Source organism: Shewanella sp. TB7-MNA-CIBAN-0143 (genome assembly GCF_040310065.1).
Taxonomy (GTDB): Bacteria; Pseudomonadota; Gammaproteobacteria; order Enterobacterales; family Shewanellaceae; genus Shewanella.
Window position 1 is genome coordinate 47,144 of the sequence record NZ_JBEOPL010000008.1, and the last position, 22,767, is coordinate 69,910.

Sequence of the window (22,767 nt, forward strand, 5' to 3'; positions counted from 1 at the left end):
CTCCTTAATCTTTACGGAACATCTTCAGCATGCGCTGAGTGACGGTAAACCCGCCAAAGATGTTAATACTGGCAATAAGCACCGCGACAAACGCAAGCGCCGTGACAAATGCTGAACCCTGGCCTATTTGCAATAACGCCCCGACCACAATAATGCCTGAAATAGCATTAGTGACCGACATTAACGGCGTATGCAATGAGTGCGACACATTCCACACCACGTAATACCCCACCACACACGATAGGATGAACACGGTGAAATGCGACAAGAACTCAGCGGGCGCAACTGACGCCACTGCAGCAAAACCGGCTAGACCTAACACAGCTAAAATGTATTTAAGTTTTGACGGTACTTTGTCAACTTTGGCAGCTTTAGGCTCGATACTCGCTGCTGGTTTTTGCGGTGCCGCAGACACTGAAATTGCCGGTGGTGGGAAAGTAATTTCGCCGCCACGAGTCACGGTCATGTTGCGCATGACCACATCATCAAAATCGAGCACTGCATTGCCGTCTTTGGCTTTACACATTAACTTCATCAAGTTGACTAAGTTGGTGCCATAAAGTTGTGACGATTGCGCCGGTAAACGACCGGGTAAGTCGGTATAACCCAATACTTTTACGCCGTTTTCTGTAATAAAACGTTCGCCAGTGACGGTGTATTCACAGTTACCGCCAGTTGCTGCCGCTAAATCGACAATCACTGAGCCCGGTTTCATGGTATCGACCATGTCCTTGGTAATCAGTTTTGGCGCAGGACGACCAGGAATTAATGCGGTGGTAATGATGATGTCGACGTCTTTAGCTTGTTCAGCAAAGAGCGCCATTTCAGCGGCAATAAACTCTTCTGACATGGTTTTAGCGTAGCCGTCAGACGAGCCGCCTTCATTGTTTTCAAATTCAAGCTTTAAGAAGCTACCGCCCATTGACTCAATTTGCTCAGCCACTTCAAGGCGAGTATCAAATGCGCGCACTATGGCCCCCAGCGAGCCCGCAGTGCCAATAGCGGCAAGTCCGGCTACACCTGCGCCAATAACCAACACTTTGGCTGGTGGCACTTTACCTGCTGCAGTAATTTGCCCGGTAAAGAAACGACCAAATTCGTGGGCGGCTTCGATCACAGCGCGATAACCACCAATGTTGGCCATCGATGATAAGGCATCGAGTGATTGGGCGCGTGAGATGCGTGGCACCATGTCCATCGCCATCACGGTAATATTGTGACTTGATAGCTTTTCAACAAGCTCAGGGTTTTGGGCTGGCCAAATAAAACTCACCAACGTTGTGCCTGGTTTCATTTTGGCAATTTCGTCATCGGACGGTGCATTCACTTTAAAAATAAAGTCAGCGTCGTACACATTGTCGACCACATCCGCCCCAGCGGCTTCAAATGCAGCATTATCAAAGCTCGACTTCACACCTGCCTGTGCTTCAATTGCCACACTAAAGCCGAGTTTTATTAGCTGTACCACAGTGGCTGGAGTCGCGGCGACTCGAGTTTCACCTTCGATACTTTCTCTCGGTATTCCAATCTGCATGACTGTTTCCTGATGGTTAATAAAAAGACCGTCTATTGTTGTTCCCCATCAATAGACCATTCCGTTTGAGTATTTCTGCCTCACATGCTGCACTTTGAAGATAGAAAAAGAGCAGCATATGACCATTGAAGTCGGGTAAACTATTTAGCCAATGGCATTACGTTGACACAGTTACATTATATTTGCATGTCGTTTTACTCAGAGAACAATCAACCTGATAATTATTCATCAGTTAATTGGCGCTCCTAGCTTGCGACATGAGGCATGTTCGGTACAAGTGCCTTTAGGCTAATTAAAGGGTTTTAAATTAAGGTAATTTAAAAACTTTTAACTGCGCCACACTTTTGTAGCTTAAAAAAACATCTTTGCATATTCCTAAATGGAATAAAAAATCATCTTTTATTCTTTTTTGGTTTTTGTCCGTAGGAGTAAGCTAGTCCACATTACACTGTTATAAGGCCGTCTTATGTTGTTAAAAGAACTTTCAGCTTTAGCATCACCATTGTCTCAAGGACAAGTCGATAAGTTAAAGCAACTCACATCAGAATTATCTTCAGTTCAACTTGCATGGGTCAGTGGTTATCTCGCTGCGAGTGCTAACCAAGGTCAAAGCGGTGTCGAGACGACAGCAGAGACAAGTGCCGCACCAACAGTTACGATTTTATACGGTAGCCAAACGGGCAATGGCCGTGGCGTAGCCAAAGAACTCGCAGCCAAAGCGCAAGCGCAAGGTTATGCGGTTAATTTAGCTTCTATGGGCGAATATAATGTCCGCCAGCTAAAACAAGAAACCATCTTGTTATTGCTTGTTAGTACTCATGGTGAAGGCGAAGCGCCTGATGATGCGATTGAACTACACAAGTTTTTAGCCTCAAAGCGTGCACCTAAATTAGATAAGCTACATTATTCTGTGCTAGCACTAGGTGATTCAAGTTATGAGTTCTTCTGCCAAACAGGTAAAGACTTTGATGCGCGTTTAAGTGCATTAGGGGCAACATCATTATTACCGTTGGTAGAATGTGATGTTGACTATGAAGATATTTCACAACAATGGCAGGACAGTGTTGTAGAGGCTGTTAAGCCGTACATTCAAGCCTCAAGTGCAAGTGTGGTCTCTATTGGTACGGCATCTGTTGCGGGTGAAAGCGAATATACCAAGCAAAACCCCTATACAGCAGAAGTACTGGTAAGCCAAAAAATTACTGGTCGAGGTTCTGATCGTGACGTCCGCCATGTTGAAATTGATTTAGGCGAGTCAGGATTAACTTATCAGGTCGGTGATGCGCTAGGTGTGTGGTTTAGTAATAATGAAGTGCTTGTTGATGAAGTTATCGCCGCGCTCGGTTTAGCTGCAGACGACAACGTCACCGTGTCGAAACAGTCACTATCATTAAAAGCGGCGTTAACTGACAAGAAAGAATTAACTCAGTTATACCCAGGCCTAGTGAAAACATGGGCTGAGTTAAGTGGAAGTGCTGAACTTGCAGCCATTTGTGAAGACAAAGAACAAACCAGACAATTTATTCTTAAGCATCAGTTAGCTGATTTAGTCGCAGCATATCCAGCCAAGGTTAGCGCGGTGCAATTGGTTGATATGTTACGTCCATTGACGCCACGCTTATATTCAATAGCCTCTAGCCAGGCCGAAGTGGAAGCTGAAGTACACTTGACGGTGGCGTTAGTTGAAGATGAACGTCAAGGCCAAGCACGTTTTGGTGGGGCATCGCATTTCTTAGCCTCGGCTGAAGAAGGCCAACAAGTTAATGTGTATGTTGAGTCTAATAACCATTTCCGTTTACCCGAAAATCCAAACACACCGGTCATTATGGTGGGTCCTGGTACAGGTGTTGCGCCTTTCCGCGCCTTTATGCAGCAACGTGTTGTTGACGGAGTGTCAGGTGACAGCTGGTTATTCTTTGGTAACCCGTATTTTGAACAAGATTTCTTATACCAAGTTGAGTGGCAGCAATATCTTAAAAATGGCGATTTATCGCGTTTAGATGTCGCTTTCTCGCGCGATCAAGCTCATAAAGTGTATGTTCAGCATCGCATTGCAGAGCAAGCCGAAGCGTTGTGGCAGTGGCTACAAAATGGCGCACATGTGTATATCTGTGGTGATGCAGAACGCATGGCAAAAGATGTACACCAAGCATTAGTGAATATTGCGGTTGAACAAGGTGGCTTAAGCGCTGATGACGCAGAAGCTTACTTTGAAACACTACGTAGTGAAAAACGCTACCAAAAAGACGTGTACTAAATTCGACCTCGGTTGTTAGGCCAAATCTAGCAACCCAATCGCACTAATGAATTGAACAGAATTAAGAGAGGCCCAGGCCATGAGTGAGCAAAAGTTAGCGTTAAACGAATACTTAAAAATCGACAGTGATTATTTACGCGGCGATATCAAAGAGGGTTTAGATACTCAAGTGACTGGATCGTTTAGTGATGGCGATCAACAGTTGATCAAATTCCACGGTTTTTATCAGCAAGACGATCGCGATTTACGTAACGAGCGTAAAGAGCAAAAGTTAGAGCCATTGCATAGCTTTATGTTACGTGCCCGTGTACCTGGTGGTATTTGTACTCCAGCGCAGTGGTTAGAAGTGGATAAAATTTCATCTACGCTAACCACCTCAAACAGCATTCGTTTAACCACGCGTCAAACGTTTCAGTACCACGGCATTCCTAAACGTAATCTAAAATCCTTGATCCAAGGTCTTGATCGCGCAGCACTTGATTCTATTGCCGCTTGTGGTGACGTAAACCGTAACGTGATGTGTAACCCAAATCCAGTTGAGTCCAAGTTACATGCTCAGGCGTATGCGGTTGCCAAGCATTTATCTGATCATCTATTACCACACACTCGCGCTTACGCTGAGATTTGGTTAGATGAAGAAAAGCTATTAGGCACCGAAACGGTTGAACCTGTTTACGGCAAAACCTATTTGCCACGTAAATTTAAAATGGCTGTTGCGGTTCCGCCACATAACGATGTAGACGTGTATACCAACGACCTTGGTTTTATTGCGGTAGCAGAAGCTGGCGAGTTAATTGGCTTTAACCTGGTTGCTGGTGGCGGTATGGGTTCTACCCACGGTGAAGTTGAAACTTTCCCACGTTTAGCTGACGACTTGGGCTTTATTAAAACGGACGACGTTACCAAGTTTGCCGAAGCGGTAATGACGGTTCAACGTGACTGGGGTAATCGTGTTGTGCGTAAACGTGCGCGTTTAAAGTACACCATTGTTGACCATGGTCTTGATGCATTTAAAGCCGAAGTTGAAAAACGTGCTGGGGTTAAATTTGCACCTAAGCGTGAGGTGATCATTGGCGATCGCGGCGACCGTTATGGTTGGGTTGAAGGTATCGACAATAAGTTCCACTTAACGCTATTTATTGAAAGTGGCCGTATTAAAGATATGCCAGGTCAAACCTTGCAAACTGGTCTACGTGAAATTGCCAAAATCCATAAAGGCGATTTCCGTATGACATCTAATCAGAACATGATTATTGCCGGTGTTGCTGCACAAGATAAAGCTGAGATCGAAGGTTTAGCGCGTAAGCACGGCTTATTAGGCCAAGTGCTAAGCGGTACTCGCGGTCATTCAATTGCCTGTGTGGCATTACCAACGTGCCCATTAGCGATGGCTGAAGCTGAGCGTTACTTCCCTGAGTTTATTGATCACATCGATGCATTACAGGCTAAACACGGCATTAGCGAGCAATCAATCGTGGTGCGCATGACAGGTTGTCCAAACGGTTGTGCCCGTCCATTTGCAGCTGAAATTGGTTTAGTGGGTAAAGCACCTGGGCGTTATAACTTGTATTTAGGCGCCAGCTTTGAAGGCACGCGTTTAAATAAAATGCATAAAGAAAACATTCAAGAAGCTGAAATTTTAGCTGAATTGGATACCTTATTTGGTCGCTACGCCACAGAGCGCGATGCGGGCGAAACCTTTGGTAACTTCACTGTACGCATTGGCGTAGTGAAGGCGGTTATAGACGCCGCTAAGGATTTTCATGCCTAATGAAGTGGTAACGACTGCGTCAACTGACGCGGCCGTCGATCATTCAGTTACTCCGGCTCAACTGCAGGCGTTATTATTAGCGCCTAAAGCTGAGCAAATCGCAGCGCTTGAAAACATTAACCTGTTTTTAGCAGGCTTAACGGCGCAACAACGAGTGGCATGGGGTCTAGCATATTTACCGGGCGATCATGCGTTATCGTCTAGCTTTGGTATTCAAGGTGCGGTGATGTTGCACATGGTGACTCAAGCGCAAAGCGATATTCCGGTTATTTTAACCGACACTGGCTATTTGTTTGCTGAGACCTATCAATTTATTGATCAGTTAACCGAGCGTTTAAGCCTGAATCTTAAAGTGTACCAAGCGGGTCAAACCCAGGCGTGGCAAGAAGCGCGTTTTGGTAAGCTGTGGGAGCAGGGGATCGATGGCTTAGAAAAGTATAACCGCATCAATAAAGTTGAGCCTATGCAGCGTGCATTAGCTGAATTGAATGTCGGTACTTGGTTTGCAGGCTTGCGTCGCAGTCAGTCTAGTACCCGTGAAGCATTGCCGATTTTAGCCATTAGTGGCAAACGTTTTAAATTGTTACCCATCATTGAGTGGAGCAACAAAGACGTGCACATGTACTTAACGGAACATGACTTGCCCTATCACCCATTATGGGAACAAGGTTATGTGTCGGTAGGTGATACTCACTCAAGCAAACCACTTGAGTTAGGTATGTCTGAAGAAGAAACCCGTTTTAATGGCTTACAACGAGAATGTGGTTTGCACTTCGATATCTAGTTGTGAAGTGGTGTTAGATAATGTACTCCATTCATCCGCAATTTATTGCGGATGAATGCATTTTAAGGCTTTCATTATCTACCGTATCAGCCTCTATTTTGTCTTAAATTCGACGTTGTTCTTTTTCATTAATTTGTTTTATTCTTGTCATTCATAAGTTTGAATTATGAGATAAACTGCTTTTACCTCATCGGTTTGTAATATCATGCAGCCAAATTATCACCAAGCCTGTTTGTTAGCATGTTGTCAGACATTGCAACGTTATAATTAACAAGGGCAGGTTGAGGTTGGTTTGTCCTCCTAAATAATTAGTTGTGCATTGAATTGAGCTACTGGTTTTATGTGTAAATTGAAAATAATTAAATTTTATTTAAATTTTCATGCATCAGTGCCGATAATAGTCTAGATTTAGAAGTTCCTGTAGACGGTTTTTGTTGACGTTTTGGGATTGTTTTTGCAATCCACGTACCTTCAAAAGCTTCGCTCGCATCCTCGAGCACATTGATTGACTTGTTAGCGTATAAGCAATCTGTTTGATTGTTCCCGATAACTCAGCGGTTTGAGTTATCGGGAGATCAGATGTTTGAATTATTTCCGGCTTAATGCTTTTTGATTTTCACTTTATTCTCGTCAAATTCCCTCTCAAAACTCGTTAGATAATAAGCTGTCTTTTTGGCGTATTGGTTTTTTACAAGTGCAGTTTTCAGGATAAATATCCCCCAAAAGGTAACATCTAATGCGCTTATTAACATTTAATGCTAAATTAATCCGCAGTTTATCGGTGTAATCGATAATGCTTATCCCAAAAAGATGATAAATGTTTAAACGCTAACTCATTTCAAGGAAGAGTTAACAATAATATAAATTGGAGTTTATAGATGAATAAGATGGCAATTGCTGCTGTGGTATTAGCTGTTGGTGCTGGTGGATATTTTCTGTCGCAACAAGGGACGTCAGTCGTTAAAAATGATCCTATGTTGGACTATATTCCAGCAGATACATTAGCGTTTTCTGGGCAGTTAGTTCCATTTCCGTTAAAAGATTATCTGTATAGCATTGCAGGTAATTATCAAGCTTATGATCTGGATAAAATGCTGTCGCTAGATGATAGTTCATCAGCTCAAGAGCGCTTTTTTATCAGTTTATACAAGCAATACATGACCGTGTTGCCTGAGCCTGAAACCTTACTATCCACCTACGGCTTACCTGATTCAATCAAGAGTTATTTTTATACCTTGGGTGCATTGCCGGTCATGAAAGTTGAGATCAGCAATCCTGCAGCATTTTGGGCGGAATTAGATCGCGCCGAGCAGGAAAGTGGCTTAACTCATACTATGGGCAAATCTGGATCTGTTGAATATCGCGGTTATACATTGACTGATGTTGATGAGAAAGAACACGCTGAGATCGTATTTTCTGTTAAAGATGGCTGGTTAACTGTGACCTTGAATACGTCATTTAATCAACCTGAATTGCTTGAAACCGCCTTGGGTGAAAAGAAAGTTGAGCATCCAATTAGCGAAACCACCCTGTTGCAAGACATCGCTAATACTCATGGTTTTATGCAAGACAGTATTAGCTTTATTAATCATGTTGAATTGGTTAAAGGGTTAACGTCGACTGACGGTAATATGCTGGCCAAGCAAATGACCAAAATGATTGAGATTCAGGGTGAAGATCCTTTTGCTGAAATGAAAACACCCGTGTGTCAAACTGAATTAAGTGCCATTGCTGCTAACTGGCCGCGCAGTGTAATGGGGTTAAATTCATACTCTATCACTCGTGAAGAAAGTACCATTGATGCTGCTGTTGTGCTTGAAAGTAATAACCAGGTGATTTTGTCTGCATTGAATAAAATGCGTGGCTTTGTGCCATCATTTGCCAGTAATGGTCATGATAATATTTTATCACTTTCACTCGGTATTGATGTTAATCAACTCGCACCAGCATTGAACGAAGTGTGGAAAGATTTACAAACACCGCAATATCAATGTGCTGCATTGGCTCAAATGCAATCAGAATTAAGCGAGTTAAATCCAGCAATGCTTGGCATGATGACGGGGATGGCTAATGGCGTTAAAGGCATTAGTGTGACACTAGCGGATTACAAGTTAACAGAGAAGAATGGCCAAGCTAGTTTCGAAAAACTAGATGCATTAATAAGCGTGTCGGCTGAAAAACCGATGATGTTAGTGGATATGATGAAGCCGTTTTATCCACCGCTTGCAGAAGTGGACTTGAAAGATAATGGCGATCCAGTCGATATAACTCCAATGTTAATGTTGCCACCTGAATTTGGGGTTAGTGCAAAATTAGCCATCAAAGGTAGTCATTTAGTTGCTTATACTGGCGACAGGGGTACTGAGTTAGCTGATTTGATGTATAAGCAACCACTTGAATCTAATGGTTTCTTTGACTTGTCTGTCGATTACCAAAAAATGTTTGCTCCATTAGTTGATATGGCAGAAATGAGTGGCGAACCAATGCCAGAAGAATTGCTGATGTTAAAAGACTACGACATGCGTTTACAGATGTCGGTAGACTTTACAGATAAGGGCTTAGTAATTGGTTCTAAAGTAAATTCTAAAGCGAGTGCTAAATAATTTCATTAACGTTACTGTGCTAATACGACATTAATGAAACTAAAAAGGTGACCAAATGGTCACCTTTTTTATGTCTTGTACATTCTATTGTTGCGTTAATCGATTACAGCTAATTGTCGATGTTAATGAATTAAAGACATTAATTATCTAGCTTACAGAATGTCATTTAACGCAATACCAATACCAATACGCTGATTATGATGGTCATAATCAATTAAGCTTTCACCGTAACCATTAAAATATTGAGTATAAACACGTAAAGTACCAATAATCGGGTAGCTCCAGGTAAATTCAACTGCACCGCGATTGGTATCGCGTAAGTTGTTACGCAGTAGCATAGTAAAGCGATGCTCATTTAAACCGTACACTCCAGTCAGTTCGAAGTTACCCATGTAACTGTCGATATCTGGATTGTCATCGCCTTTAGCTGAATTAATATCTTCTTTTTCATCTTCAGGGATACGCCACCACACTCTAAGTCCGAGTGCGAAAGGGCCACGGTCGAATACTGCACTGCCGTATATTCGGTTCCAACTGCGTGATAATTGGTTGGTTTGACCATTAGACTGATGCACAGCACCAAACCCTAAAAATGAGTTGGTAAAACCACCAATTTTCCAATCATTATTGAATAACATAAACACTTCAGGTTCATGAGTGGTTTCACGAAAAGGAGATGAAGCTTCTTCGTTGTAGACTTGCCAATACGATTGGTTGGTGTAGGCAAAGAACAAATGGCCATTATCACCAAAAACATTGTACCAAACTGGAAACTTAAAACTGATTTGGAATTTTGCTTCTAGATTATCGATTGCGAAATCTTCGTCTGGGTATTTAACTTCAAAGGGTAATGCGTTGGTTCTGGTTTGATAGGTTACTGGAAGCAGATAATTAGCTTTGTGTGGCGTGATCACAAACGGCTTTTCAGATGTAGCGAGTTCTCCTTTTACACGTTCATCGACTAAGGAGTCTTCTGCAAGGGCGAGGGTACTATAGCCAAGTAATAATAACGAGAGTCCAAGATATTGAGTGCTTTTTATCATTGCATCATCCATAAGCATAATTATAGGTTTAATTTTAGTGTAATTCTTAGTTTCAGTATTTTTCAGTGCTCATTGTTATCAATTGGCAGAGCTTTGTCGAATTAAGTTAACAATTCTTTTCATTTCAACGGCGAATTCTATACGTATTAGCATGTCAAATAGATTAAATTGCGAACAAACCGCCTCATATTCTATTTAGTTATAAAAACTAACTATTAACTATTGTATATGGAATATAGAAAACGCTATATTTGAACATGGTCAAATATCTTGAGGTAAATGTGATGGAGTTAGTCTCTATGCCAGGGCAAAAAGCCAAAGGCAAAGTGTGGTTAGTCGGCGCCGGTCCAGGCGACGTTGAGCTGCTAACACTAAAAGCCTATCGCATTCTTAAGCATGCTGATGCGGTGTTATATGACGCATTAGTCAGTCAAGATATTTTAGATTTGATCCCCAGCAACGCTGAAAAAATTGCTGTGGGTAAGCGCGCAGGTAAACACAGCGCTGCTCAAGATGAAATTAATCAGCTATTAGTGACTAAAGCATTTACCCGTAAAAATGTGGTGCGTTTAAAAGGCGGCGATCCGTTTATTTTTGGCCGCGGCGGCGAAGAGCTACAAACCTTAGTTGCTGCCGGTATTGCTTTTGAAGTAGTACCTGGCATTACCGCTGCCAGTGGCACTTCCGCTTATGCAGGTATTCCGTTAACGCATCGTGATTATGCTCAAGGTGTCACGTTTATTACTGGTCATTGCCAGTTAGCGAGTCGCCCTATGGATTGGCAGGGTTATGCTAATTCCAACAATACTTTAGTGGTGTATATGGGCATATTAAATGCCAATATTATTAGTGATGGTTTAATCAACGCCGGCCGAAGTGCTGATACGCCAGTGGCCATTGTGTCTAACGCGACCACCTCATCACAACAGCGGTTTATGGGTAAGTTAGGTGAGCTGGCTCAATTAGCCGCAGATCCTGCTTTACAGATGCCTGCGCTGATGATTATTGGTGAGGTTGTTGAATTAGCTGACAGCTTAAATTGGTTTGATCCCGTCACTGCGCAACAAAAAACAGATTTAGACACAGTCGCGAAAGCGCTGTAGTCGAATAATTTAACCCGCTGCTCTGCAGCAATATTAGGTAATGGAGAATCATCATGGCAGGCCGTTCGTTAAGCCATTTACAACAACTGGAAGCCGAAAGCATCCAGATTATCCGTGAAGTAGCAGCTGAGTTTGGTAATCCTGTCATGATGTATTCGATAGGTAAAGACTCATCGGTGATGCTGCATCTAGCGCGCAAAGCTTTTTACCCGGGTAAAATTCCATTTCCGTTATTACATGTCGATACGGGGTGGAAATTTAAAGAGATGATAGCCTTTCGTGATGCGCAAGCTAAAGCGTTTGGTTTTGAGTTACTGACTCATACCAATCAGGAAGGTGTTGAACAAGGTGTTGGCCCATTCACTCATGGCAGTGCCAAGCACACTGACATTATGAAAACACAAAGTTTAAAGCAAGCCTTAAATCAATATGGTTTTGATGCTGCTTTTGGTGGTGCGCGACGTGACGAAGAAAAGTCTCGTGCCAAAGAACGGGTATATTCGTTCCGTGATAAACACCACCGTTGGGATCCTAAAAACCAACGTCCAGAGTTGTGGCGCACTTATAATGGCGCGGTCAATAAAGGCGAGAGCATTCGAGTGTTCCCTTTATCTAACTGGACTGAGCTCGATATTTGGCAGTACATCTATCAAGAAAGTATTGAGATTGTGCCGTTATATTTTGCTGCACAACGCACCGTAGTAAACAAAGGTGGTCAGCTCATCATGAAAGATGATGACCGTATGCCTATTGAAGAAGGTGATGTTGAATCGGTTGAACGGGTTCGTTTCAGAACCTTAGGTTGTTATCCGCTAACTGCGGCGATGCCTTCAGAAGCTGACACCTTAGAAAAAATTATTGAAGAGATGCTATTAACTCGTTCAAGTGAACGTCAAGGTCGCTTAATTGATTCTGACCAAAGTGCGTCAATGGAGCAGAAAAAGCGTCAAGGCTATTTCTAAACAATTGAACATGGTTGTTTTATCAACCCAGCATGCGAATGAATTTGAGTGAGAAAGATTATGGACCAAGCAAAAATCAATACCGACCGTATGGCAGCAGAGATCCAGCTGCACGGTGTAAAAGAATATTTAGCCTTACAACAAAACAAAGGCTTACTGCGTTTTTTAACTTGTGGCAGTGTTGATGATGGTAAAAGTACCTTAATTGGTCGTTTACTGCATGACAGTGCGCAAATTTATGAAGATCAGTTAGCGAGTCTAAAAAGTGACAGCGCGAAGATGGGCACTACTGGTGAAGCCATTGATCTCGCGTTATTGGTCGATGGTTTACAAGCTGAACGTGAGCAAGGTATTACAATCGACGTAGCTTATCGTTATTTCTCCAGTGAAAAACGTAAGTTCATCATTGCTGATACTCCAGGTCATGAACAATATACTCGTAACATGGCAACGGGCGCATCTACCTGTGACTTAGCGGTTATTTTGGTTGATGCACGTTATGGTGTCCAAACCCAAACTAAACGCCATGCCTTTATCGCATCGTTACTAGGTTTACGTCACTTTGTTGTTGCTGTGAATAAAATGGATTTGGTTGGTTTTGATCAAGCTGTGTTTGAAAAAATTCAAGCTGACTTCACTGAATTTGTTAAAGATTTGGGTGATTTAGATATTCACTATGTACCGTTATCTGCTTTAAATGGCGACAACGTGGTTAACCGCAGTACGCAGTGTGATTGGTATCAAGGTGGCACATTACTTGAGTTACTTGAAACTATCGATACCCAGCGTGAACTGAGCGATCTACCCGTTCGTTTCCCAGTGCAATACGTATTACGTCCTAACTTAGATTTTCGTGGTTTCTCTGGCACATTAGCGTCAGGTATCATTAAAGTGGGCGATGAATTAGTTGCATTGCCATCAGGCAAACGCAGTAAAATCGAGCGTATTGTGACATTTGATGGTGATTTGCAAGAAGCTGTAGCAGGCCAAGCTATTACGATTACCCTTGAAGATGAGATTGATATTTCACGTGGTGATTTATTGGCTCACCCTATAACTGCACCAGAAGTTGCTAACCATATTGTTGCCGATATGGTGTGGATGGATGAAAAGCCATTACAGATCGGTCAATTATATGATGTGAAAGTCGCGGGTAAGAAAACTCAAGCCGTCGTGAGCGAAATTGAATACATTACTGACGTGAACACGCTTGAGCGCAGTGCAGCAAGCTCATTAAGTTTAAATACCATTGCCCGAGTTAAGTTAGATTTAACTGAATCGATTGTGTTAGACGCTTACAGCTTGGTGCGTGATACTGGCGGCATGATTTTAATCGACAGATTATCTAATGCTACCGTAGCAGCGGCTATGGTTGTCAGTGGACATCAAGGCGATAAGCAAACCAACACTGAGTTTAGTGCATTTGAAGTCGAGTTTAATACGTTAGTGCGTAAGCATTTTCCGCATTGGAATGCTCGTGATATTAGCGTACTTGGAAAATAAATAATGAGCGAAATATGGTTGTTAGCGATTATCTTGTTAGCACTGGTCGGTGGGCTTCTTGCTGGGCTTGCAAAACCGGCCGCCATGTTTTTTTTCGCTTCATTACTTTGTTATATCCTCGGACTAGTTGACTTAAATGTAGCGCTTGGCAGCTTTACTAATAACGGACTAATTACTTTAGTGCTGTTGGTGCTGGCTGCCACAGCACTCGAGAAAACCTCATTACTGGGCAAATTAAGCCAAGTGATAGGGAAAGGCTCGTTATTTTCTACCCTGGCTAAGTTAGGTATATCGACGGCGTTGTTGTCGTCGTTTACCAATAATACAGCTGTTGTAGCATCGTTAATTGGTGTTGTGCGTCGTAATCAAGCGCATGCTCCTTCTAAGTTATTGTTGCCATTAAACTATGCTGCAATCCTCGGTGGCACGCTTACGCTCATTGGTACTTCTACCAATTTGATTGTTAACTCATTTGTTGAAAATGCTGGTCTTGAACCTCTGGGTTTTTTTGAGTTTTCACAAGTTGGCGCATTAGTTGTTATAAGTGGTCTAGTGGTGTTGACCATTATGGCTAATTTTTTACCCGATAGGCGTGAAGAGTCCGAAGATGAAGCATTGCCTTATCTATTGGAAGCTCATGTAGCTAAAACCTCTACTTTAGTGGGTAAAAGTGTCATTGATAACCGTTTGCGCGCACTTAAAAAACTTTATTTAGTTGAATTAGAACGCAGCGGTATACGTATTTGCCCTGTGCCACCACAAATGGTGCTGCAAGCCGATGACGTTTTGCGTTTTAGTGGCGCGGTTGAGTCGGTTGAGCTATTGCATCAGTTTGATGGTTTAGAGTGGTTTGGTAAGCAGCATGCTAAAGGCCAAAATTTGGTTGAAGCGGTATTAGCGCCATCATCAAGTTTGGTTGGCACAACCTTAAAAGATTCGCGCTTTCGTGAAGTCTTTGATGCAGCCGTGATGGCTATTCGTCGTGGTCATATACCGTTAAAAGGTGGACTCGGCGATGTGGTTTTACAACCCGGTGATGTGTTACTGCTCACGCCAGGCGATCGTTTTTCTAAGTGCCCTAATTTAACCAGCGACTTTGCTGCCGTTAGCGGCTTAGACTTAAGCGTGCGTTTAGATGAAAAACGCGGTAACTGGGTACTTGTTGGGTTTGCATTAACCATTTTGGCGAGCATTTTTGAGCTATTACCATTAGCCAAAGGCTTAGTTTTATTATTACTCAGCTACGTGGCGATTGGCGCGATAACCTTAAGTGAGCTTAAACGTCGCTTCCCGCTAGAACTAGTGGTGATTGTAGGCAGTGCCTTAGGCTTAGCTAACTTAATGGTCGCAACCGGCTTAGCAGACGTCATGGCACAAACTTTATTGAGTGTGTTTAATGGTTATGGTGTGTTTGCCGCCTTTGTTGGAATTTACCTGATTACGTTAATTGTCACTGAGCTGATAACCAACAACGCCGCTGCAGCACTTGCCTTCCCGGTCGCTTATGCGGTCGCGACCAGTTTTGGCGTCGATCCTCGGCCGTTTATTATGGCGGTGGTATTTGGCGCAAGCGCGAGTTTTATTTCGCCTTACGGCTATCAAACTAATCTCATGGTATTTAATGCAGGTAACTATAAATTAAGCGATTTTATCCGCTTAGGTTTACCGTTATCCATCGTATATTCATTAGTGGTTATTTTTTCGATCCCGTATTTCTTCCCGTTTTAACAAAGAATTTTAGTGTGGTGTAATAACCATTCGATAGGAGTAGTGATGAGTAATATTGTTTGGCATCAACATGCCATTGACCAAGCTGCCCGTGGCGCCCAAAAAGGCCAAAACCCAGTATTGTTATGGTTTACGGGATTATCAGGCTCGGGTAAATCAACCCTTGCTGGTGCATTAGAACGGGCGTTATTTGAGCATGGTTTTCATACCTATTTACTTGATGGTGATAACGTTCGACATGGTCTATGTAAAGACTTAGGCTTTAGCCTTGACGATCGCGATGAGAACTTACGTCGTGTTGGCGAAGTGGCTAAGTTAATGGTTGATTCTGGCTTAGTGGTGCTGTCGGCATTTATCTCGCCAACCCGTGAAGAACGTGATCGCGTCCGGGCATTATTCCCACAAGGTCAGTTTGTTGAAGTCCATGTGTCTACACCATTGAGTGTGTGTGAATCGCGAGACCCGAAAGGCTTGTACGCTAAAGCCCGCAAGGGAGAGATTACTAACTTTACCGGTATTTCATCACCTTACGAAGTGCCAGAATCAGCAGAGTTAACCATTGATACCAGCAAAGGCGATCTTGATACTCAGGTACATGGTTTATTAGCTTACTTAAAAGCGATTGATGTGCTTAATCCGCCAAGAGAAATTGCTGGTGCAGGGATTTAAACTTCCCTAAGTCGACTACATAAAAAGGGTTGATTATTTTATCAATACCTTAGCCAGATTAAGAGATAGGTTCTAGGAACTCGCAAGCTCGCCAGAGGGCGGTGCTTCGCTCCTTCTAGATACTAGATCGCTGCGCAGCCAGGTACTAGGACGCTTCGCGGCTAGATGCTATAAAATCTTAGCAGCGAAGCTTCCCCTATCCCTGAGATAACAAGCCAGCGTTTGCTTGTTATCTTTTCTTTAGCAGACCGAAGGTCGTTTGGGCATATGGTGCATTAAACTAACACCTGTTTGAGCACTCTTTGCCAGTTTTCACCCATAAAACGATCGCGATCGGTAGATTTGAAACGGGCTTTTTTCAAGGCATCGTCGATGCGGCTCATGCGGTCGATACTGTTTAATTCTGGGATCACTACATGCTTGGGTTCAACGTCAAAACCTAATACATTTTTGTCTTCTAAGGTGTGCCACCATTGGAGATATTCTTTTATCCCTTCGCTATTATTGTTATCTAACGCTAATAGGTTTTCTTGACCACGAAGTGGGAAATCATTGGCGATGGCTACGCAATCAAAGCCGCCCACTTTAGAAATATAAGCAAGTTGCTTTATGTAGTCTTCTATCGTTGGAATTGGCTTGTTGGTGAGCCAAAAACTCATCATGAACACCCCAAATACTCCGCCGTTATCGGCAATGGCACGGATAACTTCATCGGGTGAACAACGGGCATTGTTGACAATAGCGCGCGCAGCACCATGACTTAGCACTACCGGAGACTGGCTGGCTTTTACTGCATCAAGGGCCGTTTGGGCGCTTGAGTGACTCACATCGATAAGAATGTTTTTCCGATTAAGCTCTGTTATGAGCTCTCGCCCAGCGGCGGTTAATGGGGTATTTAAACTATTTAAGCCATTATTATCGAATGCACCACCGGCATAACGATTACCATAATGGTGTGTCAGCTGCAGTACCCGTAAACCCTGTTGATGCAAATTATCTAGTTGTTGCCATTCATTACTTAAACCGTCATTTTCAACACAATCAGCGCCTTGAATTTGAAAAAACACTGCGGTTTGTTGCTGCGTTTTAGCTTTACTAATGTCAGTTCCTGTGAGCCCTTGCAGATACACGTCTGGATTGGCTTTTACTGAATTAGCCGCTTGGGTAATACTGTTGATGCAGGCTTCATAAGTGCGTTTGTAATTTTTAGTGCCATCAGCTTGTTCAATGGTTTCAATCGCCGAGATATCGGCGATAAAAGCGTCGAGTTTTGAGGCTTTAACGTCATTGATGTCGGTCGGTAAAAATGATAAACCATCAATGTATAAACGACGTGGTTTAGCTGCCCATGCAGGAAATGAGCTTAAAGGGCTTAATAATGTGGCTGCTCCAAGGCCTTTTAAGATATGACGGCGAGCTTGGTTACAGACTTTTTGGGTCATTATTATTCCTTAGGGTTGGCAGGTGTTTCAGGTACCAACATCTTGTGTATAGGCAACGATGGCTTGCGCTAACGCATTTAAACCATTGGTACGAGATGGACTTAATTGGCCGCTTAATCCGAGACGATCAAAATACTGTTTTACATCAAATTGCTGTATTTGCCCGGTGGTTTTACCTTGGCAGGCGACCAGTAACAATCCAATTAAGCCTTTTACAATACGGGCGTCACTATCGGCCAGATAAAAATGCTGGCCATTTAGCGTGTAATGGTACAGCCATGCTTGGCTTTCACAGCCTTTAACTTGTGCGTCTGCCTGTTTAAATTCCGGCGCGAGTGGTGGTAATAATTTTCCCAATAACATTATCTGACGGTATTTATCTTGCCAGTTATTGGCTTGCTCAATGAGGTTAACGGCTTCAACTAATTCATCCGATAAAGGCGAAAATAACTGCGGTGAAGGTGTGGTGCTTGGACTTAACATGGTAATTCAAATAACCTCGGTTGTAGAGAAAAGATACATCAGGAGCCGCGTGTTGTACCTTAATACTATAACAATAACTCTTTTACAGTATTAAGTGCATGAATAAATTGATCAACATCTTGCTTATTAGTGTAGATGCCAATAGAAGCACGGCAACAGCCACTTAAATTAAGGCTGGCCATCAATGGCATAGCGCAATGATGACCACAGCGAACAGCCACAGCTTGTTGGTCGAGTAAAATCCCTACATCTTGGTGATGTTCACCTTGCAGATTAAACGCCACCGCACCAATATTATGGCGTTGATCATCAGCGCAGTGCTTATCATCAGATCGGCTATCACCAGGGTGACTATTATTGGCAATACCATACAACTCAATAGCGCCAAGCTGTTGCAGTTGTTGCTGTAAGTAGTGCAGCAATTGTTGTTCATGTGCGAGTATTTGCTCGCGAGGCAATTGTTGTAAAAAACGAATGGCAGCCCCTAGGCCAATGACTTCTGCGATAGCGGGCGTGCCAGCTTCGAGGCGATTTGGTAGCGCAGTAAACTCAGTATGCTCAAAACTCACGGTTTTGATCATCTCGCCGCCAGTGAGCATTGGGGTTAATTGATCGAGTTCAGCATATCGACCATATAAAATTCCCACGCCCGTTGGCCCATACATTTTATGGCCTGAAAACGCATAAAAGTCACAATCAATTTGTTGTACATCAACAGGTAAATGGGCAATGGCCTGAGCGCCATCAACTAAGGTTAACGCGCCTACGGCTTTGGCTTTTGCGACTAGCTCATTGACTGGGTTTAATGTGCCTAGTGCATTTGACACATGGCATAGGGCAACTAGTTTAGGCTTGAGCTTTAATAGTTGATCAAAAGCGGCTATATCCAGTTGCGCATTTATTGTCAGCGGGATCGGTTTGATCACAGCGCCAGTGCGCTTTGCCAGTTCCTGCCAAGGAACAATATTGGCGTGGTGGGCTGCGGTATCGATTAATATCACATCATTCGCTTTAATCTGCGAAGTCAGTCCGTAGGCCACCATATTGATCGACTCTGTGGTGCCATGGGTAAAAATGATTTCGTCTTGACGCGGGGCATGAATAAATTCAGCCACTTGTTGCCGAACGGCTTCATATTGCTGAGTTGCCCGCGCAGACAATTGATGCGCTGCACGGTGCACATTGGCGTTGTTGAGTTGGTAGTACTCGGTCATCGCATCAATCACCGCTTGCGGTTTTTGGCTAGTGGCTGCGGTGTCTAAGTAGCACAAAGGATGATCGCCAATGGTCTGTTTAAGTGCCGGGAATTGATCGCGCAATGCTTGATGATCAAATAAAATGGCAGACGATGATGACGATGCAGACTTCATAAATAAGGGTTTCTGTATTGAAAAGAAAAGGCATCAAGATCTTCAGTGATCTTGATGCCCATTGCAAGGTTTTGTGGCGATAAGCTCAATTTGTCTGGCGGTTATTGTTTTCCTACGGACAAGGGAAACGATATAGCGCTGATAGTTCGTTAATTCTTATCATCAGTTCGTCAGATAAGCTGACCTTGTGGCTGTCGATATTTTGCTTTAGCTGATGCAAGTTAGTGGCGCCTATAATGTTAGCGGCGACGAATTTGCGGCTATTGACAAAGGCTAAGGCCATTTCGGTGGGTGACAAACTAAACTCGCGGGCCAAATCGATATAAGCTTGCGTTGCTTCAAGGGCCATTGGCGTACTGTTATAGCGGGCAAAGCGTTTAAATACCGTTAAGCGTGCGCCTTCAGGCCACTGATTATTTTCGTATTTACCGGTTAACGCGCCAAAGGCTAACGGCGAATAAGCTAATAACGGCACATCTTCACGATAACTGATTTCAGACATGGCGATTTCGTAGCTGCGATTAAGCAAGTTGTAAGGATTTTGCACACTGATAATACGTGGCAAATCGTGCTTTTCGGCTAATTTTAGGTATTTCATAAAGCCCCAAGGGGTTTCATTAGAAATGCCGATATAACGCACTTTACCTTGCTTAATGATTTCCGCTAAGGCTTCAAGCGTGTCTAAAATAGGGGTGTAGTGCTCTTCTTCGTCGTGTTCATACATCATTTCGCCGAAGAAATTAGTATTTCTATCCGGCCAATGCACTTGATACAAATCGATAGTGTCGATTTGTAAGCGTGCTAATGAGTCATCAACGGCTTGATGAATGTTGCGCCAGTCAAGAGCCATATCTTTACGGATGTAATCACCTTTACCACCAGGCGCAGCAACTTTAGTGGCAATCACTAAATTGTCGCGATTACCTTGTGCTTTAAGGTAGTTACCAATAATGCGTTCGGTTTCGCCCTGGGTTTCGGCTTTAGGTGGTACAGGGTACATTTCAGCGGTATCGATAAAGTTAATGCCTTGACCAATAGCATAATCGAGTTGAGCAAAAGCTTCTGCTTGAGTATTTTGTTCTCCCCAAGTCATGGTGCCGAGGCAGATTTTACTCACCTCAAGGTTAGAATGCGCGATACGTTGATATTCCATGATCATCCTCCTATGGAATGTGCTTAATCTGAGGCTACCAAGCTTTTGGGTGATTGCAAAGCGCTATAATAAAGTCGTAGTAAAACTGTTTAAAAAACAATCTAATACCGCTGATATCTGATAATAATGGAGTGTTTTACACGTTATAAGCTCATTATCATCGCAATTTCACAGGCATCATGGCCGGTTTCGCCTAAATGCTGGCAGTGGCTAAAGCCCAGTTTTTCATAGAGTGCTAGTGCTTCAACTAGCACTGCCGTGGTTTCTAAATACATCGATTGATAGCCTTGTTGTTTGGCGAACTCAATACACTGACGGGTTAATGGCTTTGCCATACCTTGACCACGTATAGCGCGAGAAAAGTACATTTTTTGTAATTCACATACGCCGCCATTTTTTACTAATGGCGCAATACCTGCGCCGCCAACCACTTTGCCTTGATATTCAATCACCCAGTATTGTGAACCTTCAGCTTGATACACCTCACTTAAACAGTCGAGGGTTTTATCGGCCACGCTAAAACCTTTATCTGGGGTTAAACCATATTCTGCAGACACTTCACGGATCACCGCGGCCAATGCAGCATCGTCATGGGGTTGTAACATTCTAATCAAGGGCGCTTGCAAGCCGTCCTTGGTTGTATTTGCTTGCTGATTTTCAGTCATTAAATAATTCCGCATTGATAAAGGGAGCCATTGCCAGCACTAATGCTTGGGTATAAATGCTTTCGCGGGTGGCTAAACCTCGAGTTAGCAAGCCAATCGCGCCACCTTTTTGTTTAATATTATGAGTGTTAAATACTCGGTCCATTACTTTGCCAAGTTCTTCACCTGCTTGTAAAGCGTTAAAAATTGATAGTGGCAACGGCAAATTAGCGCTTCGACCAACAGATAATGTGTCGTTATGGATAATGGCCATGTAAGCAAAGGTGGCAGGGCTGTGATCAAACTGATCTACTCCGCCTTCCATTGCCACATAAAAGTCAGCATGTTGATCGACTATTTTTGCATTGGCTTGGCAAAATTGAGCACGGTTGATGGCACCCAATTTAGTTTCTGCTTCGGTCATTGGTTGGTCTGCGACCAGTGATGGCGCATGCATGCCAGTGCAATCAATATGAACATCAGGGAAATATTGTCCAATAGCTTGTTTTGCTGCATTGATTTTAACTGGGTTGGTTGAACCAACAATGATAGTTAACGTTTGTGGTATCGCAGGAGAAGTCGGCATAGGGTTATGTTCTTTTTTTGTTTGAGTTAACCATGATGATCACAGTGGTGAAGTTAACCACATTGTATGGGATTTTAACCATTTTGGGTTTGATGACGAAGTTACTTTTATTACTGTTAATTGTAACTTGTTGTAAATATTACTTTTGTTTAGTTGGTATGAAACCTGCTAACTAACTGTTAATTGCCGCTAACGCGCACTAACCACAGTTTACTCATATTAAGAGCATTTGTTTGGCGGCCTAAGCTTATTGTTATCCTCATAAAGGGAATTAATCTTATGTCTATTCGTATCGCAACCATTAGTGTCACAGTCGGGCTTATTCTGGGCGCCACCCTATTTGGTGCTTCGCAAAGTGAAGCAGAGTCAGTATTTTCGTCATCATCAGAGCAAAACCATACAAATCTTAACTTAGTACAGCAGCAATTGAATCTTGATGCTGGATCATTAACTGAGTTAGTCGCTAATACTGGCGCCGGCAAGTTAACGATTGTCGGCGTTGAAGGCCTAAAAGAAGTCACCGTACATGCTGATATCTACACCCAGTCATTGGATCAAGATGACATCGAAATTAAGCTCAGCTTGACCCGAAAAGGTGATAAGGGCTATTTATTATCAGAAATACACAGTGACCAATATTTCGGTGAGTCGCCTTATATTGATTTATTGGTAGAAGTGCCAACTGTGCTCGCATTGAATATTAAAGACGGTTCCGGGCCCATCCAAATAGATGATGTCAGTGCGGATATTGAGTTAATAGATGGTTCTGGCAGTATTGTGATGAACCACATTGGCAAATTGGTTTTAGTTGATGGCTCAGGCTCTATTAATATTTCCGAGGCGAAAGGCGCGATTGAGTTGCAAGATGGCTCGGGATCTATTCGCATTAACCATGTTATTGGTGATGTGAGTATTGAAGATGGTTCGGGTTCAATCAAGGTTAATCAAGTCTCCGGATTAGTTAAGATAAATGATGGTTCCGGTGGCATTGATGTGGCTAACACCAAAGGTTTGACCATTGTTAATTCGGGTTCTGGTAGTGTCGATTATCAAAATATCGATGGCCCACTAACCCTAGACTGATGCTCTGCCACATTAAGCTCAGGTAAATCAAACTTAAGCTTATTTGGCC

The 22,767-nt window shown here is 43.0% G+C and carries 18 protein-coding genes; 10 read left to right on the forward strand and 8 right to left on the reverse strand.

Translation table 11 applies throughout. The features are described from left to right. Window positions 1-4: 4 nt before the first annotated feature. Window positions 5-1,534, reverse strand: a complete 1,530-nt coding sequence (locus AAEY97_RS08390; protein WP_350998033.1) for a Re/Si-specific NAD(P)(+) transhydrogenase subunit alpha — start codon at window positions 1,532-1,534, stop codon at window positions 5-7. A 466-nt stretch (window positions 1,535-2,000) separates the two neighbouring features. On the opposite strand from AAEY97_RS08390, the gene AAEY97_RS08395 reads away from it, so the two are divergent. The 4 genes from AAEY97_RS08395 (at window position 2,001) to AAEY97_RS08410 (ending at window position 8,949) form a co-directional block, all read left to right on the forward strand. Continuing rightward, window positions 2,001-3,791 carry an assimilatory sulfite reductase (NADPH) flavoprotein subunit gene (locus AAEY97_RS08395; RefSeq protein ID WP_350998036.1) on the forward strand — a complete coding sequence of 597 codons (1,791 nt, stop codon included), beginning with the start codon at window positions 2,001-2,003 and terminating at the stop codon, window positions 3,789-3,791. Window positions 3,792-3,870: 79 nt separating this feature from the next. Next, complete coding sequence (gene cysI / locus AAEY97_RS08400; RefSeq protein WP_350998039.1) at window positions 3,871-5,562, forward strand: assimilatory sulfite reductase (NADPH) hemoprotein subunit; 1,692 nt, start codon at window positions 3,871-3,873, stop codon at window positions 5,560-5,562. After that, on the forward strand, window positions 5,555-6,346 hold the full coding sequence (locus tag AAEY97_RS08405) for a phosphoadenylyl-sulfate reductase (RefSeq protein ID WP_101086074.1): 792 nt from the start codon (window positions 5,555-5,557) through the stop codon (window positions 6,344-6,346). Before cysI ends, AAEY97_RS08405 begins: the two co-directional genes overlap by 8 nt. 878 nt (window positions 6,347-7,224) lie before the next feature. Further along, window positions 7,225-8,949: a hypothetical protein gene (locus AAEY97_RS08410; protein ID WP_162022330.1), complete on the forward strand. Its 1,725-nt coding sequence runs from the start codon at window positions 7,225-7,227 to the stop codon at window positions 8,947-8,949. 152 nt (window positions 8,950-9,101) lie between these two features. Here AAEY97_RS08410 and AAEY97_RS08415 read toward each other — a convergent pair whose 3' ends face one another. After that, a complete protein-coding gene (locus AAEY97_RS08415) occupies window positions 9,102-9,992 on the reverse strand; it encodes a phospholipase A (RefSeq protein ID WP_242445105.1) in 891 nt (296 codons plus the stop codon). A 284-nt stretch (window positions 9,993-10,276) separates the two neighbouring features. On the opposite strand from AAEY97_RS08415, the gene cobA reads away from it, so the two are divergent. From cobA to cysC, 5 genes are read left to right on the forward strand one after another with little or no spacing between them, the layout of a single operon-like run. Next, window positions 10,277-11,095, forward strand: a complete 819-nt coding sequence (cobA, locus tag AAEY97_RS08420) for a uroporphyrinogen-III C-methyltransferase (protein ID WP_350998043.1) — start codon at window positions 10,277-10,279, stop codon at window positions 11,093-11,095. A 53-nt stretch (window positions 11,096-11,148) separates the two neighbouring features. Continuing rightward, window positions 11,149-12,057: a sulfate adenylyltransferase subunit CysD gene (gene cysD / locus AAEY97_RS08425; protein ID WP_101086070.1), complete on the forward strand. Its 909-nt coding sequence runs from the start codon at window positions 11,149-11,151 to the stop codon at window positions 12,055-12,057. 60 nt (window positions 12,058-12,117) lie between these two features. Beyond that, window positions 12,118-13,560, forward strand: coding sequence for a sulfate adenylyltransferase subunit CysN (cysN, locus tag AAEY97_RS08430; RefSeq protein ID WP_350998046.1), 1,443 nt, complete (start codon window positions 12,118-12,120; stop codon window positions 13,558-13,560). A gap of 3 nt (window positions 13,561-13,563) precedes the next feature. Continuing rightward, window positions 13,564-15,288: an SLC13 family permease gene (locus AAEY97_RS08435; protein ID WP_101086068.1), complete on the forward strand. Its 1,725-nt coding sequence runs from the start codon at window positions 13,564-13,566 to the stop codon at window positions 15,286-15,288. Window positions 15,289-15,333: 45 nt separating this feature from the next. Beyond that, window positions 15,334-15,957, forward strand: a complete 624-nt coding sequence (cysC, locus tag AAEY97_RS08440) for an adenylyl-sulfate kinase (protein ID WP_101086067.1) — start codon at window positions 15,334-15,336, stop codon at window positions 15,955-15,957. Window positions 15,958-16,232: 275 nt separating this feature from the next. Here the strand turns inward: cysC and AAEY97_RS08445 are convergent, their stop codons facing one another. The 6 genes from AAEY97_RS08445 to yjjX all read right to left on the reverse strand — a co-directional run bounded on the left by AAEY97_RS08445 (window position 16,233) and on the right by yjjX (window position 21,635). Continuing rightward, window positions 16,233-17,399, reverse strand: a complete 1,167-nt coding sequence (locus AAEY97_RS08445; RefSeq protein WP_162022332.1) for a membrane dipeptidase — start codon at window positions 17,397-17,399, stop codon at window positions 16,233-16,235. 27 nt (window positions 17,400-17,426) lie between these two features. After that, entirely contained in the window at window positions 17,427-17,882 is a 456-nt protein-coding gene (locus AAEY97_RS08450; protein WP_350998049.1) for a SufE family protein, read from the reverse strand. Between the two features lie 65 nt (window positions 17,883-17,947). Beyond that, window positions 17,948-19,252 carry an aminotransferase class V-fold PLP-dependent enzyme gene (locus tag AAEY97_RS08455; RefSeq protein WP_350998051.1) on the reverse strand — a complete coding sequence of 435 codons (1,305 nt, stop codon included), beginning with the start codon at window positions 19,250-19,252 and terminating at the stop codon, window positions 17,948-17,950. Window positions 19,253-19,364: 112 nt separating this feature from the next. After that, complete coding sequence (locus AAEY97_RS08460; protein WP_101086061.1) at window positions 19,365-20,405, reverse strand: NADP(H)-dependent aldo-keto reductase; 1,041 nt, start codon at window positions 20,403-20,405, stop codon at window positions 19,365-19,367. A gap of 143 nt (window positions 20,406-20,548) precedes the next feature. Next, window positions 20,549-21,070, reverse strand: coding sequence for a GNAT family N-acetyltransferase (locus tag AAEY97_RS08465; protein ID WP_101086060.1), 522 nt, complete (start codon window positions 21,068-21,070; stop codon window positions 20,549-20,551). Continuing rightward, window positions 21,063-21,635: an inosine/xanthosine triphosphatase gene (gene yjjX, locus AAEY97_RS08470; RefSeq protein ID WP_350977247.1), complete on the reverse strand. Its 573-nt coding sequence runs from the start codon at window positions 21,633-21,635 to the stop codon at window positions 21,063-21,065. The genes AAEY97_RS08465 and yjjX overlap by 8 nt, the downstream gene beginning before the upstream one ends. Before the next feature lie 279 nt (window positions 21,636-21,914). Here yjjX and AAEY97_RS08475 point away from each other — a divergent pair, with 279 nt between their 5' ends. Further along, entirely contained in the window at window positions 21,915-22,718 is an 804-nt protein-coding gene (locus AAEY97_RS08475; protein ID WP_101086058.1) for a DUF4097 family beta strand repeat-containing protein, read from the forward strand. Window positions 22,719-22,767: the final 49 nt, after the last annotated feature.

Excerpts from the sequence above, each read along its gene's own strand:
- cysN (WP_350998046.1), top strand. The coding sequence starts at position 12,118 with ATGGACCAAGCAAAAATCAATACCGACCGTATGGCAGCAGAGATCCAG.
- AAEY97_RS08395 (WP_350998036.1), top strand. The coding sequence starts at position 2,001 with ATGTTGTTAAAAGAACTTTCAGCTTTAGCATCACCATTGTCTCAAGGA.
- AAEY97_RS08455 (WP_350998051.1), bottom strand. The coding sequence starts at position 19,252 with ATGAAGTCTGCATCGTCATCATCGTCTGCCATTTTATTTGATCATCAA.
- yjjX (WP_350977247.1), bottom strand. The coding sequence starts at position 21,635 with ATGCCGACTTCTCCTGCGATACCACAAACGTTAACTATCATTGTTGGT.
- AAEY97_RS08460 (WP_101086061.1), bottom strand. The coding sequence starts at position 20,405 with ATGGAATATCAACGTATCGCGCATTCTAACCTTGAGGTGAGTAAAATC.
- AAEY97_RS08475 (WP_101086058.1), top strand. The coding sequence starts at position 21,915 with ATGTCTATTCGTATCGCAACCATTAGTGTCACAGTCGGGCTTATTCTG.
- cysI (WP_350998039.1), top strand. The coding sequence starts at position 3,871 with ATGAGTGAGCAAAAGTTAGCGTTAAACGAATACTTAAAAATCGACAGT.
- AAEY97_RS08415 (WP_242445105.1), bottom strand. The coding sequence starts at position 9,992 with ATGATAAAAAGCACTCAATATCTTGGACTCTCGTTATTATTACTTGGC.
- cysC (WP_101086067.1), top strand. The coding sequence starts at position 15,334 with ATGAGTAATATTGTTTGGCATCAACATGCCATTGACCAAGCTGCCCGT.
- AAEY97_RS08465 (WP_101086060.1), bottom strand. The coding sequence starts at position 21,070 with ATGACTGAAAATCAGCAAGCAAATACAACCAAGGACGGCTTGCAAGCG.
- AAEY97_RS08450 (WP_350998049.1), bottom strand. The coding sequence starts at position 17,882 with ATGTTAAGTCCAAGCACCACACCTTCACCGCAGTTATTTTCGCCTTTA.
- AAEY97_RS08435 (WP_101086068.1), top strand. The coding sequence starts at position 13,564 with ATGAGCGAAATATGGTTGTTAGCGATTATCTTGTTAGCACTGGTCGGT.
- AAEY97_RS08445 (WP_162022332.1), bottom strand. The coding sequence starts at position 17,399 with ATGACCCAAAAAGTCTGTAACCAAGCTCGCCGTCATATCTTAAAAGGC.
- cysD (WP_101086070.1), top strand. The coding sequence starts at position 11,149 with ATGGCAGGCCGTTCGTTAAGCCATTTACAACAACTGGAAGCCGAAAGC.
- AAEY97_RS08405 (WP_101086074.1), top strand. The coding sequence starts at position 5,555 with ATGCCTAATGAAGTGGTAACGACTGCGTCAACTGACGCGGCCGTCGAT.
- cobA (WP_350998043.1), top strand. The coding sequence starts at position 10,277 with ATGGAGTTAGTCTCTATGCCAGGGCAAAAAGCCAAAGGCAAAGTGTGG.
- AAEY97_RS08390 (WP_350998033.1), bottom strand. The coding sequence starts at position 1,534 with ATGCAGATTGGAATACCGAGAGAAAGTATCGAAGGTGAAACTCGAGTC.
- AAEY97_RS08410 (WP_162022330.1), top strand. The coding sequence starts at position 7,225 with ATGAATAAGATGGCAATTGCTGCTGTGGTATTAGCTGTTGGTGCTGGT.